Here is a 14806-nt window from a genome sequence, read left to right as displayed (position 1 = left end):
ATCAATTCGTCCGGCCTGTTTAGCCCTGCGATCAGGAGCTTTGTTTCCATAATAAAGCTAAACAGCCATGAATACAAGCTCAGAAACAGTATTAGTAACAGGTGGAAACGGCCTGGTAGGTGCACGTCTTTTACCTCGATTGGTAACTGAAGGTATAAACTGCCGTGCATTGGTTCGCGGTGGTAAAAGCGTTCCTGCAGGAGTGAAGGCGGTGGAAGGCGACCTGTTTGATCCGGCATCGCTTAAAGAAGCCGTTAAAGGTGTCACAGCGATCATTCACCTGGCGGCCGTGTTCCGCTCACCGGACACTGACCTGATATGGAAGAGTAACCTGGAAGGCACGCGAAACCTCATCGATGCAGTAAAAAACCACGCGCCTGCCGCCCGCTTCCTGTTTGCAAGTACCAGCCATGTATATAGCGCCAACAATCCGCATCCGGGCCGGGAAAATGATGTTGTTAACCCGCAACATGCTTATCCCGCCAGCAAAGTTGCCGCGGAGAATGAGTTACGCGAAAGTGGGCTGAACTGGGCCATTCTGCGTTTTCCCTTTGTTTACGGAGACGGCGATGGTCATCTGGAAGACCTGCCAAAACACGTCATTGCAGCGAAATATCATCCGGCTATGAGGATAAGCACCGTCCATCATCGCGACATTTATACAGCCATTATGATGGCTTTGGATGGGATAATGGACGGCCGCATTGTCAATATTTCGGACGAGGCGCCTACATCCATCTATGAATTACTGGGCATTGCAGGAGCAACCATGGCATCGTCATCAGAACCGCTGGTAAACCCATGGCATCTCCACAGCGATGGCTCGCTTGCACGCAGCCTGGGTTTTCAGGCGTCTGTCAGGACCGTTTACCAGGCAGTACAGGAAAAGCTGCTTTAATACAGCGCTGATATTCGCCTGAAATGAAGCCGCTGCTCCGGGGCCAGGAAAACAGATGTGTTGCCATTAAAGAATGGTATTCAGCACACCGCCGTCGGCACGAAGTGCAGCACCATTGGTAGCGAGGGATAGAGGGCTGGAAAGATAAACCGCCAGGTGCGCGATCTCTTCCGGTTGTATAAATCGCTGTAACAGGGATGTCGGGTTTAATGCCTTTATCAGACCAGCCTTCACCTCCTCCACATTACTTTGCTGCGCCAGGGCTATCTGCTCAACGGCACCCGCCACACCTTCGGAATAGGTTGGTCCGCCGATAATTGTATTGACAGTAACCCCTGTGTTCCTGGTCAGCTGTGACAACCCGCGACTGATGGAAAGCATCGCCGTTTTGGTCATCCCGTAGTGGATCATGTTCTCCGGAATGTTGATACCGGATTCACTGCTGATGAAGATCACGCGGCCCCAGTTACGTTCCAGCATCTTAGGTAATAAGGCTCTTGACAGGCGTACACCGCTCATAACATTCACTTCGAAGAACTTTGTCCAGTCACTGTCTTTGGTGTCAAAAAAAGGGCGAAGTTCAAAGATGCCCACGTTATTTACCAGGATATCGATATCCGGCAATGCATTCAGCAGCTGATCTACTTCTTGGGGATCTTCAAAGTTGGCCGCAATACCTGATACATCCGCACCCGGTATTTCCTGTTCCAGTTTGCTGAGGGCCAGATCAATCTTTTCCCGGCTCCTTCCGTTGATGATCACCTTTGCTCCTTCAGCGAGTAATTGGCTGGCAATAGCGAAGCCGATACCCTGTGTCGATCCGCTGACAAAGGCAGTCTTTGATTGCAGTTGTAAATCCATAAATGTCTGTATTCCAGTTTTAAGATGGTATATGTTGTGTCCTTATCATTTCTGTATTGATCACTACAAAAATGGCCAAAAAAATTTCAGCTGATTATCTCCAGCTGCATTTCAATCTGTTTGCTGAGGATCTGCTGATCGGGGTACATACGCCTGGTAACGTTCATACCATTCCAGAGGGTGATCAGGTAACGGCCAAGGATCTCCGGGTCTGTCTGGTTCTTCAGTGTGCCATTCTTTTGCGCCTTTCTAAGGGTGGCGGTAAAGAACTCCTCCACCTCCCTGAGTATTGTGATAGCCTCTTCTTCCAGTTCATGATCCAGGCAGGCCATTTCTACAACCGTATTGACGATAATACACCCCAATAAATGGGTTTCTTTGTCGTCCTTTGCCATACTGCGGAAAAAGTCTTTGATCAGTTCAACAGGCGCTTTACTGTGCTCCAGTTCTTCCCTGAACTGGTTAAAAGCCTCCCTCCTTTGCTGAATGGCCTTTCTGAATAGTTCCTTCTTACCTCCCTTAAAAGCATGATAAAAGCTACCACTACCAAGGCCGGTGGCCTGGAGAATATCTTCCAGTGACGTAGCGGTAAACCCCTTGGCCCAGAACACTTTCTGCGCCTTGGACAAGACTTCTTTATTGTCGAATATGGTTGGTCTGCCTCTCATTTCTTAGTTTTTCCCTCTGGAAAAGTATTTTTGTATTAATCACTACAAAAATAGACAAATTTATTAAACAGGAAGATTTATTTACTTATTCCCGCCAATCAACTCCGGGGAGGGGCCTACCTACTGGTAATTTCGTATCATGAACCGCTGCATTCGGCTCCCTCAGGAGCCACGTGTTTGTAGCCCCGGGTGATAACACGGGGTATTCGTACAGGTAATAACCCAGGCCCCCCGGGCAGCGGCCTGCCTACTGGTAATTTACGTGTCATGAGCCGCTGCATTCGGCTCCCTCAGGAGCCACGTGTTTGTAGCCCGGGGTGATAACACGGGGTATTCGTACAGGTAATAACCCAGGCCCCCCCGGGCAGCGGCCGCCTACTGGTAATTACGTGTCATGAACCGCTGCATTCGGCTCCGTCAGGAGCCACGTGTTTGTAGCCCCGGGTGATAACCCGGGGTATTCGTACAGGTGATAACACGGGGTTGCCCCAAATATCCCGAATGGGTAAAACATTCAATTTATAGTTGCATTGATTATACAATCCATCACCTTCTCAGCACTGCAATTGTTCAGCCCTGCGCCCCAGCAGGCATTGAACTCTAACACAAACCAGCCCGTTTGTTCGTTATAGGCGATATCAACAACAACGACCGCTGGCAAATACTGCTGATACTCGCCAAGAAAGCCTGCCAGGAACCGTCGTCCCTCATCCAGCGAAGCAGATCCTTCATACAAAGCGATATCTTTTACTTCGCCATTCATGATGAACGCCCTTGCTTCGGCTGCTATAGGATGAACAACTGATGAAACAAGAATTTGCTCATCCGCAGCCAGCCCTTGTACCACGGCTCTAAATGCAGCCAGGGTGTCAAAAACACCTGCAACAAATATCTTAGGAATAACAGGCTTGATAAAGACAGGGAAATCGGTCGCCGTAACGTCTCCTATCTGCCTTAACTGCACATTTCTTTTTGTCCATTTGGCGTCAAGTCTTGCTATAAGGGTATCATCCGGAGAAAGTAATTCAACCCCGTATATCTGGGCCAATACAAATGCGAAAGCCTGATTGCCATATATGGCAATTTTCCTGTCTGACAGTTCCTCATCCCTGATCCAATATTTGCCAAGACGCCTGATCTCGCCGCCACCGCGGGTCCAGGTTGCAAAAACATCCTCAAATTCAATATCAGTCTTTTCGGGTATTAGAAGTATAGGGAAGTTTTTTCCAGTCATTTATTTCATGTTACTTTTCAGAATAGCTGCTGCCACCAACCAGAGAAGCAACACAGGTATAGCCATCATTAATACAAGCTCCGGTATAGTATGCAACATATTCATCCACTGGCCATGTGTGATAACTATGATAAGCGCATACACCAACAAAATTGCACTTTCCAGCATTCCGTATATAATTGCGGCAATATATGGGTTGCGTCCTTTAATAAGCTCCGCTCCCATTGTCTTTCCCAATAAATAAGATGAAAGGAACAACAATGCGAAAAAGCCCCATACATAAATGTTCATCTGGGCTTGTAAATAGAAAAGTATACCGTTGGCAAAGTCTCCCCTTGTTTCTATGAACAACCACAATAACTCCAGGATAATCACTGCATACAGTGTAATCTTACATACGTATTTTCCTGCTGTATTTGGTGTCATAATAACCGGGATATCTGATTGATTAACATATGGGATGACTTATCTAAGTTACATATTGCGTCGCATTCTCTATCCAAAAAGAAAAGTTAACTTCACGCCTTCAATAAAAAATCCATGTTGTCCTTTGAGCAGGCAAGAGATATTGCCGAAAAACTTCTTGCTATCAATCCCCCGCTTCCCGCTCCAGCGAATCCTTCTCACTGCCCCGTTTCAGTTTTACATGCGGATTGGTCTGTGTGCCGGTAACACTGAAAGGTATTCCCCAGATGCCCAGCGGCGGTAAGCCTATACGTCCTTTCAGGTTCAGCCTTCCGTTAAAGCTCACCTGGCCTTCGAAACGGGGACGGAAACCGGCAATACGCATCTTCGTCCGCTCGATAGTAATAATGTTATTGCTGATAGTGGATTTTATCTCCACTTCCGACAGGTTCGGGTCCTTTATATTTCTCTTTGTCGTACTGCTTACTGCATTGAACAGTTTGAATCCTTTCAGTTTGATCTTCTTCAGCGACAATACGCCCTCTCCCTTCAGGGAGGGGTATACCAGTTGCATATTTTCCCGGAACCTGCCGCTGACATGATAGTCAAGTCCCACTACACCGCTGGCAGAAGACGCAGAAGACACCATATCATGGAACAGCCGGATCTCGTTATAAGCGCGTTTGATATCGAACTCCCGGGCATTGATATGATAATCAAAACTAGCGCTTTCGTTATTCAGGCTGTTATACTGTGCCTCCATTACAACAGGCGCTCCGATGATATTAAAACCGGTATTACTCATCTGCAGACCGCCATTATCAACCTGCAGCTGGCCATGGAAACGCTGTATATCTATCCCGCGGAAACTGGCCTTATCTGCACTGGCATTCAACGATAGCGAAAGATTGTCGGGTATTACCACTACACCGGAAGATCCCGGTTCATCAGTTATCTGCGGATCGCTGTTGTAGGACATTAACTCGTCCGCCAGGATATAATTGCTTTTCAGGTTAAATGCGCCCTGCAGGCGCTGGCCCGGCTGCGTAGCATAGGCAATCAGGTTATACAGATGACCATCCAGGCGGAGGTCAGACTTACCATATCGTGCCTCGAATTTGTCAAACCACATCTTGTCTTCCTCGAAACGGAACACGCCATTGCTGATAAAGAAAGGCAGCGGGAACCTGGCGGCTTTCACTGATACCTCCTTCAGTGTCAGTGTGCCTTTGTTCAACAGCTTGTCGTACTGGCTGTTCATTGCATCGCTCTTCGTTCCCTGCAGGTTCAGATCAGCTTTTATATAACCTTTGGCCTCATATCCTTCCCGGCCCAGCACCTGGTAGATCTTCCCAAGATCGATGATGCCATTGGCCAGGATGTTATAATGCAGATCGTCGAAGTTATTCAGCGCCGCTTTCAGCGTAAAGGTCTGCCCCTCAAACTCGAAAGACACGGGTTTGATGTCGATCTTCAATGCCTGCAAACTACCGGCGGTATCTGTCAGCGTCGCGTTGACATTGATCTTTTCAACCGGGTGTTTATAATATTTCGTGTGCACCACGCCGTTATTCATGTTGAGGGAAGCGGTGGTTACCGGGAACAAACTCCGCGCCGGCTGATAAATGCCTTTACTTAAAATATTGATGTTCAGGTCACCGCTCATGTCTACCCCATCCATCGGATAGAACTTCTCTACATCCGCCATATGCAGCACGCCTTTCAGGTTTGCGTCCACCAGCGGCTCCTGCGCATTGGTCAGATGAAAATATCCTTTGATATAGTTACCCAGCACTTCGGCATTGATCTTACTCATGTTCACCCGCACATTCGCATAGTTATTATCCGGGCAGGCAGCCTGCACATCAAACCCGATATGACGGATAGGTTCCCGCACATCTTTGAATTTCAGGTAGCCATCGCTGAGGGTAGACTTGAAATCAAATACCGGTATACTGCTGATAACCAGGTCCGATTCATGCCCCGGTCCATTGTTCACGGTATACCCGATGTACCTGCCATCGGCCTGCAGATCGGCCTGAAAACGCCCTTTCAGGTCGAAAGCATCCCAGCCCATAGCCTTTCCCCACTTCTCCATATCCAGGTCTGCACTCATCTTTGCATGGATGTCCGGTTTAGCCAGTCCCGTTACTTTGATATCTGAGCTGAAATATCCTTTGTCCAGTTTAAAAAAGGCGGAATCGACGTTAATAGTGAACTTGTCAGGGTTCATTTCCGGTAAGCGGGTACGGAAATCCAGGCGCAGGCCCTCAATAGCATAGGGCGCTCCGGAACTGGCAATTTCTCCGTTCCTCACTTTCATACTGAAGGTAAGATCAGGCATCTTGTTAGTCTTCGCGATATACTTGCCTGTTAACGAGGCATTTACTTCTGCAAAGCCTTTGATATCAGTATGCTCCATCCAGGCAGTGTATTTCGCCGGCAATGCACTGAAAAGCGCTTCCAGGGTCGATTCTCCTGAGCTAAGCTTAAAATCCATTTTATAGCCGTTCTTCAGGAAACTGAATGCCCCGTTCAGCTTCATTGGCAGCTGGTTGATCTTCAGATCATTCCGTTCGAAAATGAAGTTCAGCGACCTGGTATTGATCCTGGTAATCAGCTTACCGTCCAGTTTCTTTGACTGTATATAAGGTATACCGCCATAGGCCAGGTCAAACGAGGCAATGCTGACGTGTGAGTACAGGTCGAACTGCGATTTGTCCAGGTCTCCTTTTCCGGTATAATTCACCTCTTTTGCTCTTATCTGCAGGGTCAGGGATTTATCATTGTAGATGATCCTGCAGTGTTCCAGCTGTATCCGTTCTATCTTTAGCGATACACTCCCGCTGTCGGCCTGCCTGCGTGGAGGTGTGGCCGCCTGGTAAACGTTATAATTCGGCCGGCCTTCAGTATCCACCAATACGTGTATATTCCCCTTCGTAAGGTAGATCTTATCTACGCTGGTAGCCTTTGAAAAAATACTGCCCAGGTTTACGCCCAACGCCACCTCTTCTGCAGATATGAGTGTATCCTGCTCGAAAGGAGCGGATCCCTTCAGGCTGAAATCGTACAGCGTTAAGGTTAAGGTGGGAAAATGATTAAAAAAGGACAATCTCGCTTTTGAAAAATTGATCTCGCCAGTGATGTTATGATTAGCCCAGGTCTTTATTCTGTTCGACACAGCCGCAGGAAACAGGAGCGGCAGCAGAAAAAGTATCAGCAACATTCCCCCTGCGGTTATTGAAACAATTTTCATGGTCCGCCACGCGGTTCTCTTCATAGTAGCACTAAGCATAAGGTATAGGATCGTTTATTTGCATTCCACCAGCGGCGCAAAGATAGAGAATCTACAAATGTTTAAAAAATAACATGCGAAGGATAAGCAGTATCACTACTCTTTTCTGAAGGGTGTATTAAGCGGGGCGCTGGCATTGACGGCATAACCGTCTTTGCTGACCATCAGGTACAGCCTGTAAAGCTCGGGCGACTCAGGTATGGTCACATCAATGGCCGGCCCTATACCAATCGGGTGCATATAGATGGCATGACCCCAGCCATCCGTTTTGCAGAGGAACCATTCAAAGTGTAGCTTTTCATGGCCGGGAGACTTCAACTGCCATTCCCTTTTATCCCAGACAAGGGCATGATAGGATAAAACAGTTCCCGGATATGTTATCCGGGCAGGACGCAGGATCTTCACCGCCGGCAGCTGAGGACCGCCTGTTTTTATATGCCAATGGCTTGCCAGCTGCCGGTAGGCGGGTTTATAATGCCGCTGATGATCCAGCAGACCGTTAAAGGTGACCCCGTTCCTGTTCTGAAGGTCCTGCCAGCAATTGATAAATATGGGTTTCGGTGTACCCGAGCTGATATATTGTTCTGCGCCGATCTCACTCGCAAACCAGGGGATGTCTGTCTCAGGCAGGGCAATTTTCGTGGTGTCGTCCGGTGCAGCCAGTCCCAGAGAGGATATTTCCGGTATAGCCGAAGCGAAGGTTTGCAGGGTAGCCGCCACCTGCTCATCCAGGGGTACGTCCAGCGTTACGGGCCTGCCGGGATCTACCGCTTTGATCTGCCGCACCAGTTCCCGCAACCAGTGCATGTACTCATCCTGGTGGCGTAATAATGCAGGCTTTACATACATTTGCTGCAGCCTGCGCCAGGCATTATTGGAAAGATGCCATCCAATAATGCATTTCTCCTCTTTTCTTTTCCTCACCGTGGCCATCACCGATTCCATAAAATCCTGCCGACGCTGCCCTGGCGGAATGCTACGATCTTCATCAGGCATCCAGAAAGCATACTGCACTTTCATGCCCGTTTCTTTTGCCACAACAAGGATATTATGATCATAAACACCCGGCCCATATCTCCTGATGGTGTTAATGCCCAGGCCTTGCATATCTTTCAGGTCCTTCTCTACTTCCCTGCGTGTTAAAGTATGCCGGCTCCTGAACCAGGGAATAGCTTTGGAATAGATAACACCCCTGATGCCGGCCATCGGGTACTCATTACTATGGCTGGCGGGAACGGCGGCAAGCGCGGGCAGCGGACAGGCAATATCGTTATCATTCTTCTGTAACCTGTGCATAGCCTGCAATGAAGGCACTGGCGCCGATAATTGCCAGTCCAGCACCGAAGTATCTTTTTTACTAAGGGTATTCGCATCATAGCTGCTGTTAAAAAGTACAGCAGCCTTTATTTCCGGGAAACGGTTCTTCATATCTGCAAATGCTTCCTGTAACCACCGTTCCTGCTCACCCTCCTTTTTCAGGGAACCCAGTTCTGCTATCATGACCGGCAAACCGCTGCGAAAAAGCTGTTTTTGATGATAAGGCGAATAAAGCTGGTTAAAACTATACCATTGCCCGTCAGGATGCATACTGCCGTAATTCAATATGGTCAGGCCCAGCCAGTCCACATATCCGTCACCCGGATAATATTGTTCCACAGCGGCCGGCTTCCAGGGATTCCATACCCATATCACATTGTGAGCGCCCGCACGGCTGAAGTAATCATGCACATACCGCCATGCCTGCACATATTCCGCTGCTGTATTCAATCCGCTACCCGACCAGGGATAGGCAGGATTGTCAGGTTCATGGCCAAACCGGATGAAAACAGGCCGCTGCAGGCCCCTTACCTGCTCCGCAAATTTTTGCAGGTAGTCATCAAAATAGCCCTGGCTGATATGCAACATCATTTTCCGTTCCTTCATCAGGGATGTGTCCTTACGGGAAACATTGAACAAACCCGCCCATGGCTCCCAGGTGATCATCGGCACCGCGTCTGTCTGGTATATGGCGTTCATGAGCGTGTCCTGCAGGTAGCAGCGCGAAGCATCACCCCATGGAATGTAGCAGGATACAATGTCGAAACGGGTATTCGCCATATTGTTGTAGCGGTTCACTTCTTCTATAGATGTCAGGCCGGAGGCATTCGCAGGACTGAAAATACCCGTCAGAAAAACGGATTCCCTGGTCACCGGTCTGCCTGCATAACTGGCGGGCGGTTTCCTGTCCTCGTAAAAGAACAAAACGGTGATTCCACACACGGTCAGTGTCAACACAAGCGCCAGCCTTCTTATGATGACGTATCCGCTATGGCGTATCTTCCAGAACCTGACCTTCAGCACATAATAGTAGTGGTAGAAGAACTCTTTAAAAGTCACCGGTAAGGTCTTCGTCATACGCCCTTTCCAGAAACCCGCCACAATATTGAACAGCATGATCAGGCAGTTCAGAAAAGCGATGCCCGCCATGAACCCCGAAAAGGGGTTCCAGTCTCTCCATAAACCATATACGATGGCTGCCGCCGAAATCAATAAAACAGCCGCATTGGGAATGAGCAGTTTCCAGCTGGTGACATCTTTATCGTCTTTAGGGGTTGGGATATAAGGCACTTTTTTACGGATCACAGTATATACCAGGCCCAATAGGTAGATCCACCAGGTACCTATCAGCAGCAATCCCCCGACCACATGAAACCCGCTCTCATCTTCCGCCATGACCCAGCGTTGTACAAAAAGCCGGATGAACAGGATAATGCAGACAAAGGGAAAACCGAGCATACTGAATGAAAGCAGGTCAAATTGAAAAGGGATTACCCCAAGACATAGCGACAATACCGGCACCAGGAAGTTGATCAGGAAGATGATACCAGTGAAATAGTGAAACGGCAGGATGCCATAATGAAGTTTCTGCCGCCAGGTAAATTTCCTGAACAGCCTGGGATAGGTGCTGACCAATAGCTCCAGACTTCCCCTCGACCATTTAAGTTGTTGCTTATAGTAGGCAGAAAGCGTGGAGGGGACCAGTCCCAGGGTCAGCACCTCGGGCACATATACCGATCTCCAACCTTTTGCATGGAGCTGCATAGCCGTATGCATGTCTTCCGCAAGTCCGGCTGCATGTCCGCCGATGCTGTCCAGCGCACTTCTGCGGAAGGTACAGTTAGCGCCGATAGCCTGTACCGTACCATAACGATGCATGGTCATCATCATGGGGCCATAGAACTGGAAGGTTTGTTGCGCAGCCCCTTTGGCAATGATATTATCGCCGATATTGCTGTATGCCTGCACGATCTGTACAAACCCTATCTGCGGATTTTCAAAGAAGGGTACCACCCTGTCCAGGAATTCAGGCGCCGGCACATGGTCAGGGTCCATCACCACACAAAGTTCCCCTGTGGCATATTGCAAAGCGTTATTGATATTACCGGCCTTGGCATCTATGCGGTTGTTCCTGGTAATATGACGTACCCCTAAACGCTGGCATTCTTCTTTGAGGAAAGGATCGTTCGCTTCATCACATAGATAGCTGGTATGCGGATAGGTGACCGCCTGCATGGCCTCAAGCGTTTTAATGACCATCTCATAAGGCTCGCCTTCGCAGAATGTTGTCAGGATATCTACCGTAGGTAGTGATGTGGACGCAGGTCGCTCGGGAACAGTGATGCAGAAATAGTGATACCATTCATGCAGTACCTTCAGGCAGGAGAAAATAACAGCTATCATCAGCAACCAGTACAGCGGACGGTTCCCGATATTAGCGAAGTTAAAAAGACAATACAACAGCACGCACATGCTAATCACTCCGGTAATGATCATAAACCGGAGAATAAATAATTCTTTTTTCGATGGCGGAGAAACGCGCTGCCGTGTTCCCATATTATGTCCCTACTACGTAAAAAGGTATATTGGCTGTCGCCACATTTCCATATTCATCATAAATCCAGGAATAGATCCGGTAAGGGCCTTCTTTTTCAGGCGCCCGGAAATTAACCCGGAAACTATCACAAGGGCTGATGTCCACCTTGCGTTCTATAGGCAGGTCTGAACTTTCGGAATTAAAATCCTCATCCAGTATCTTCCAGACGATCCGCAAACCCTTCGCTGCAGGCAGCTGCAATTTAATTTCGGCGGTTTGTAAGGTACCTGGCCGCACTAAAATATCATCAGCTGCCTTTTTCCCGTTCATCAGCAGCTCTTCCAGCGCCGGCGCCTTATGCAGGGGCGCAGTATTCATCCACAGGGACTGCATATCGCCAACTATTTCGGTAGCAGCACCATTTTCGTCAATAATGCTGTACCAGGTAGGTGTCACTTCTTCCTTAAAACCCCAGTAAAAGGTGAGTGCTCCCAGGAAACGGGGATTATTGACAGGAAGATATTTTGTATGAAAATCACGGTAAACCCATGCCTTCTTTGTACTGTTAAGTTCTATGGGAACACCCCATGCTGTACGTTTTGATTCCTCCGGGGAAAATATACCCCATTCCGTTATCAGGAAGGGACCATTCCACAACCAGCTGAAAGTGCTAAGGTTACTCTCCAGCTGTTTCAGATCGCCGAAGGTATTAAAAGAGAGTATATCCAGGCCCGGTATCTTGAGACGGATATTCATCACATTCCTCAACTGGTAGTTGACCATGGCAGTCGTAACAGGATGATCGGGATCTTCTGTATGTATCATATCCAGCAGGCGGTTGTATTCATCGTAGAATTTATTATACTTTGCTTTGAAGGGGAAATCCACTTCATTCCCCAGGCACCACATCAGCAGTGCAGGATGCGAACGGTAACGCCGTACCAGCTGCTGAAAAGCAGCATACTGGCTATCCACTTTCTGCTGATTGCGATAGAAATAATCCAGGTATTTACTTTCAGGAACATAGAAACCGGCAATAACGGCCAGGTTATTAGTCGCTGCCTCATCGAGAATAGCTTCCAGATCAGTAGTATCCCAGGTGCGGATGGTATTGCCGCCTATGGACCTCAGTTTATCCATATGCGTATATCCCGATCCTCCCCTTACTACAAAAGGAACGCCATTCCTGTACAGCACATATTTACCATTCTCCCGGGCTACCCACACTTTCCTGGAAGGAGCAACAGCTTTATTGCAGTTGCAGGAAAGTAGAAAGACAAGGCACAGGGTTGAAACATATACACGGAGACAGCCAGCAGTCATTCGGTTTGCAAGTTTATCTCAAACGTTTAGCACTCTTATAAATATAACACGATTCGGTCAATATACCATCAATGTAACACAGCTATATGTACCAGGCAGGACAATACCGCGCAGGTATTATTATCCTGAAAGAAGAACCAAAGTTCGCGCCGGATTGTTATCAGTTAAATCTCTACACCATGCCAAAGTATGTAATCGAACGGGAGATCCCGGGGGCAGGGCAGCTAAGTGCCGAACAATTAAAAGGAGTATCGCAGACTTCATGCGACGTATTGCGTAATATGGGTCCGGAAATACAATGGGTACACAGTTATGTAACAGGCGATAAGATCTATTGCGTTTACATCGCCCCTAATGAAGACATGATCCGCGAACATGCCAGGAAGGGCGGTTTTCCTGCCAACTCCGTGAAGGCGGTTTCTGCCGTCATTGATCCTACGACAGCTGAATAAAAGAGCTGTCAGATATCATTCATATTCATGCAGGGCATTCTTTGTCCTGCAGGTGATGATTTATTAGCTTCACCGCATTGTATTGTTATCCTGCCGTGTTTTCCGGAACGTACATCTTTTTCCGTCCGTGTGGCAATGTCAGGAATTACAAACACAATCACCCTGCTTATCCACCATCATTTTATTTTGTTTTATTTGTTTCATCGCATTTAAATTTTTCAGGTAAAAGATCAGCTTTACTACAATCACAAACGCCGGAGGTAACGGGAGGCAGCTCTCTCCTGTTGCAGGTGCAGCTCCTTTGTTTGCGGTTCATGACACAATATTAGGAAGGAATTCAAAGGACCTCAAAAAAAACTATACGAGAGCCGGAAATTGGCTCATAAGAGCCGGAAAACGCCTCATAAAGCAGTCTTTAAAACACTATAAAATGACGCTAAAATCCTTTTTCCTGTTTTTACGGGCAGGATGCCCTCTTTCCCACCTGTAAGGGTAATGTAACTTTCCATCATACTTAACAGGCATGGCTATGAGATTCGTTCCGATAAGCTTTGAGAAAGCTTTATGCTACGTTGATTCCACGTCTTAAACGTAAGATGAACGTAGGATAAAGCCATCTCAAAGCTTATCGGAACGAATATGTATCGAACAGATCCCGACATTCACCAACACACATACAAAGCGGCGATAATATTTAAAGATTATGCTTACGTCGATATGTTTAACCCGGTCCCCCTTTTAAGCGATAGCAATGTCCGGCGAAAGATACACGTCCTGGATAGCCTGCAACAGCTGCACGCCTTCTTCAAAAGGCCGTTGAAAGGCTTTTCTTCCGGAGATGAGCCCCATGCCGCCAGCCCTTTTATTGATCACCGCTGTACGTACCGCTTCTTTCAGGTCGCCTGCACCCGAAGAAGCGCCGCCGGAATTGATCAACCCGATGCGACCGCTGTAGCAATTCAATACCTGGTACCTGCACCAGTCAATGGGATGTTCGGTGGTCAGCCCTGTATACATCCTTTCATCCAGTTTGCCGTAAGAACTGCTGCCCAAATTCAGCGCTTTATAGCCGCCATTGATCTCCGGCAGTTTCTGTTTGATAATATCTGCCTGCAGGGTTACGCCGAGGTGATTGGCCTGCCCTGTAAGATCTGCTGCCACATGATAGTCCTTTCCGCCCGATTTAAAGGCATCATTCCGCAGGTAACACCACAGGATGGTGGCCATCCCCAGCTCATGCGCTTCTTCAAAGGCTTTCGACACTTCCACGATCTGCCGCCGCGACTCTGCCGAACCAAAGTAGATCGTGGCCCCTACCGCTACGGCGCCAAGGTTCCAGGCATCTCTTACAGAACCAAACATCGTTTGATCATAGGTGTTGGGGTAAGACAACAGTTCATTATGATTGATCTTGACAATGAAAGGTATTTTATGCGCATAACGGCGGGACATTAATGCCAGTCCGCCGAAAGTGGTGGCTACCGCATTACAGCCACCCTCGATAGCAAGCCGGACTATATTCTCCGGGTCGAAGTACATCGGGTTAGGTGCAAAAGACGCGCCTGCACTATGTTCAATGCCCTGGTCTATGGGCAGGATAGATACATAACCGGTGCCTGCCAGCCGCCCCTTATTATACAGTTGCGCCAGGCTTCGCAGGGTCTGCGGATTTCTGTTGGAAAAGGTAAAGTGATCGTCGAGGAAAGCCGGGGACGGAAGATGCAATTGCGCTTTGGGGACCTTCGTACATGTATGTTCCAGTAAATCCCTGGCTTCATCACCTAATATACTGTTCAGTTGATCTAAAGTCATGGTAT

General features: G+C 48.1%; 10 protein-coding genes. 2 read left to right on the top strand and 8 right to left on the bottom strand.

Annotated elements, in window-relative coordinates; genetic code table 11:
* Positions 1-67: 67 nt before the first annotated feature.
* Entirely contained in the window at positions 68-898 is an 831-nt protein-coding gene (locus MYF79_RS16965; RefSeq protein ID WP_247808843.1) for an NAD-dependent epimerase/dehydratase family protein, read from the top strand.
* A 66-nt stretch (positions 899-964) separates the two neighbouring features.
* On the opposite strand, the gene MYF79_RS16960 is transcribed toward MYF79_RS16965, so the two are convergent.
* From MYF79_RS16960 to MYF79_RS16930, 7 genes are all read right to left on the bottom strand, one after another.
* Positions 965-1759 carry an SDR family NAD(P)-dependent oxidoreductase gene (locus MYF79_RS16960; RefSeq protein WP_247808842.1) on the bottom strand — a complete coding sequence of 265 codons (795 nt, stop codon included), beginning with the start codon at positions 1757-1759 and terminating at the stop codon, positions 965-967.
* A gap of 86 nt (positions 1760-1845) precedes the next feature.
* The gene (locus tag MYF79_RS16955) at positions 1846-2427 is read right to left on the bottom strand and encodes a TetR/AcrR family transcriptional regulator (RefSeq protein ID WP_247808841.1); all 582 of its coding nucleotides are present in this window, start codon (positions 2425-2427) and stop codon (positions 1846-1848) included.
* 514 nt (positions 2428-2941) lie between these two features.
* On the bottom strand, positions 2942-3661 hold the full coding sequence (locus tag MYF79_RS16950; RefSeq protein ID WP_247808840.1) for an ATP-grasp domain-containing protein: 720 nt from the start codon (positions 3659-3661) through the stop codon (positions 2942-2944).
* Positions 3662-4087 (bottom strand): hypothetical protein, encoded by a 426-nt coding sequence (locus MYF79_RS16945; protein ID WP_247808839.1) that lies wholly within the window; start codon positions 4085-4087, stop codon positions 3662-3664.
* A gap of 163 nt (positions 4088-4250) precedes the next feature.
* On the bottom strand, positions 4251-7292 hold the full coding sequence (locus tag MYF79_RS16940; protein WP_247808838.1) for an AsmA-like C-terminal region-containing protein: 3042 nt from the start codon (positions 7290-7292) through the stop codon (positions 4251-4253).
* 165 nt (positions 7293-7457) lie between these two features.
* A complete protein-coding gene (locus tag MYF79_RS16935; protein WP_247808837.1) occupies positions 7458-11174 on the bottom strand; it encodes a glycosyltransferase in 3717 nt (1238 codons plus the stop codon).
* Positions 11175-11235: 61 nt separating this feature from the next.
* Positions 11236-12537, bottom strand: a complete 1302-nt coding sequence (locus tag MYF79_RS16930) for a glycoside hydrolase family 2 TIM barrel-domain containing protein (RefSeq protein WP_247808836.1) — start codon at positions 12535-12537, stop codon at positions 11236-11238.
* Positions 12538-12623: 86 nt separating this feature from the next.
* On the opposite strand from MYF79_RS16930, the gene MYF79_RS16925 reads away from it, so the two are divergent.
* Complete coding sequence (locus MYF79_RS16925; RefSeq protein ID WP_247808835.1) at positions 12624-12989, top strand: DUF4242 domain-containing protein; 366 nt, start codon at positions 12624-12626, stop codon at positions 12987-12989.
* Positions 12990-13727: 738 nt separating this feature from the next.
* Here MYF79_RS16925 and MYF79_RS16920 read toward each other — a convergent pair.
* Entirely contained in the window at positions 13728-14801 is a 1074-nt protein-coding gene (locus tag MYF79_RS16920) for a class I fructose-bisphosphate aldolase (protein WP_247808834.1), read from the bottom strand.
* Between the last annotated feature and the right edge of the window lie 5 nt (positions 14802-14806).

The organism is Chitinophaga filiformis (assembly GCF_023100805.1).
In the GTDB taxonomy this organism is placed as follows: Bacteria; Bacteroidota; Bacteroidia; order Chitinophagales; family Chitinophagaceae; genus Chitinophaga; species Chitinophaga filiformis_B.
The sequence above is the reverse complement of the archived record's forward strand: the minus strand, read 5'-3'. Positions and strand labels throughout refer to the sequence as shown.

What these genes read in the sequence shown, in the direction of transcription:
- MYF79_RS16965 (WP_247808843.1), top strand. Translation starts at nt 68, where the DNA reads ATGAATACAAGCTCAGAAACAGTATTAGTAACAGGTGGAAACGGCCTG.
- MYF79_RS16960 (WP_247808842.1), bottom strand. Translation starts at nt 1,759, where the DNA reads ATGGATTTACAACTGCAATCAAAGACTGCCTTTGTCAGCGGATCGACA.
- MYF79_RS16955 (WP_247808841.1), bottom strand. Translation starts at nt 2,427, where the DNA reads ATGAGAGGCAGACCAACCATATTCGACAATAAAGAAGTCTTGTCCAAG.
- MYF79_RS16950 (WP_247808840.1), bottom strand. Translation starts at nt 3,661, where the DNA reads ATGACTGGAAAAAACTTCCCTATACTTCTAATACCCGAAAAGACTGAT.
- MYF79_RS16945 (WP_247808839.1), bottom strand. Translation starts at nt 4,087, where the DNA reads ATGACACCAAATACAGCAGGAAAATACGTATGTAAGATTACACTGTAT.
- MYF79_RS16940 (WP_247808838.1), bottom strand. Translation starts at nt 7,292, where the DNA reads ATGTTGCTGATACTTTTTCTGCTGCCGCTCCTGTTTCCTGCGGCTGTG.
- MYF79_RS16935 (WP_247808837.1), bottom strand. Translation starts at nt 11,174, where the DNA reads ATGATCATTACCGGAGTGATTAGCATGTGCGTGCTGTTGTATTGTCTT.
- MYF79_RS16930 (WP_247808836.1), bottom strand. Translation starts at nt 12,537, where the DNA reads ATGACTGCTGGCTGTCTCCGTGTATATGTTTCAACCCTGTGCCTTGTC.
- MYF79_RS16925 (WP_247808835.1), top strand. Translation starts at nt 12,624, where the DNA reads ATGTACCAGGCAGGACAATACCGCGCAGGTATTATTATCCTGAAAGAA.
- MYF79_RS16920 (WP_247808834.1), bottom strand. Translation starts at nt 14,801, where the DNA reads ATGACTTTAGATCAACTGAACAGTATATTAGGTGATGAAGCCAGGGAT.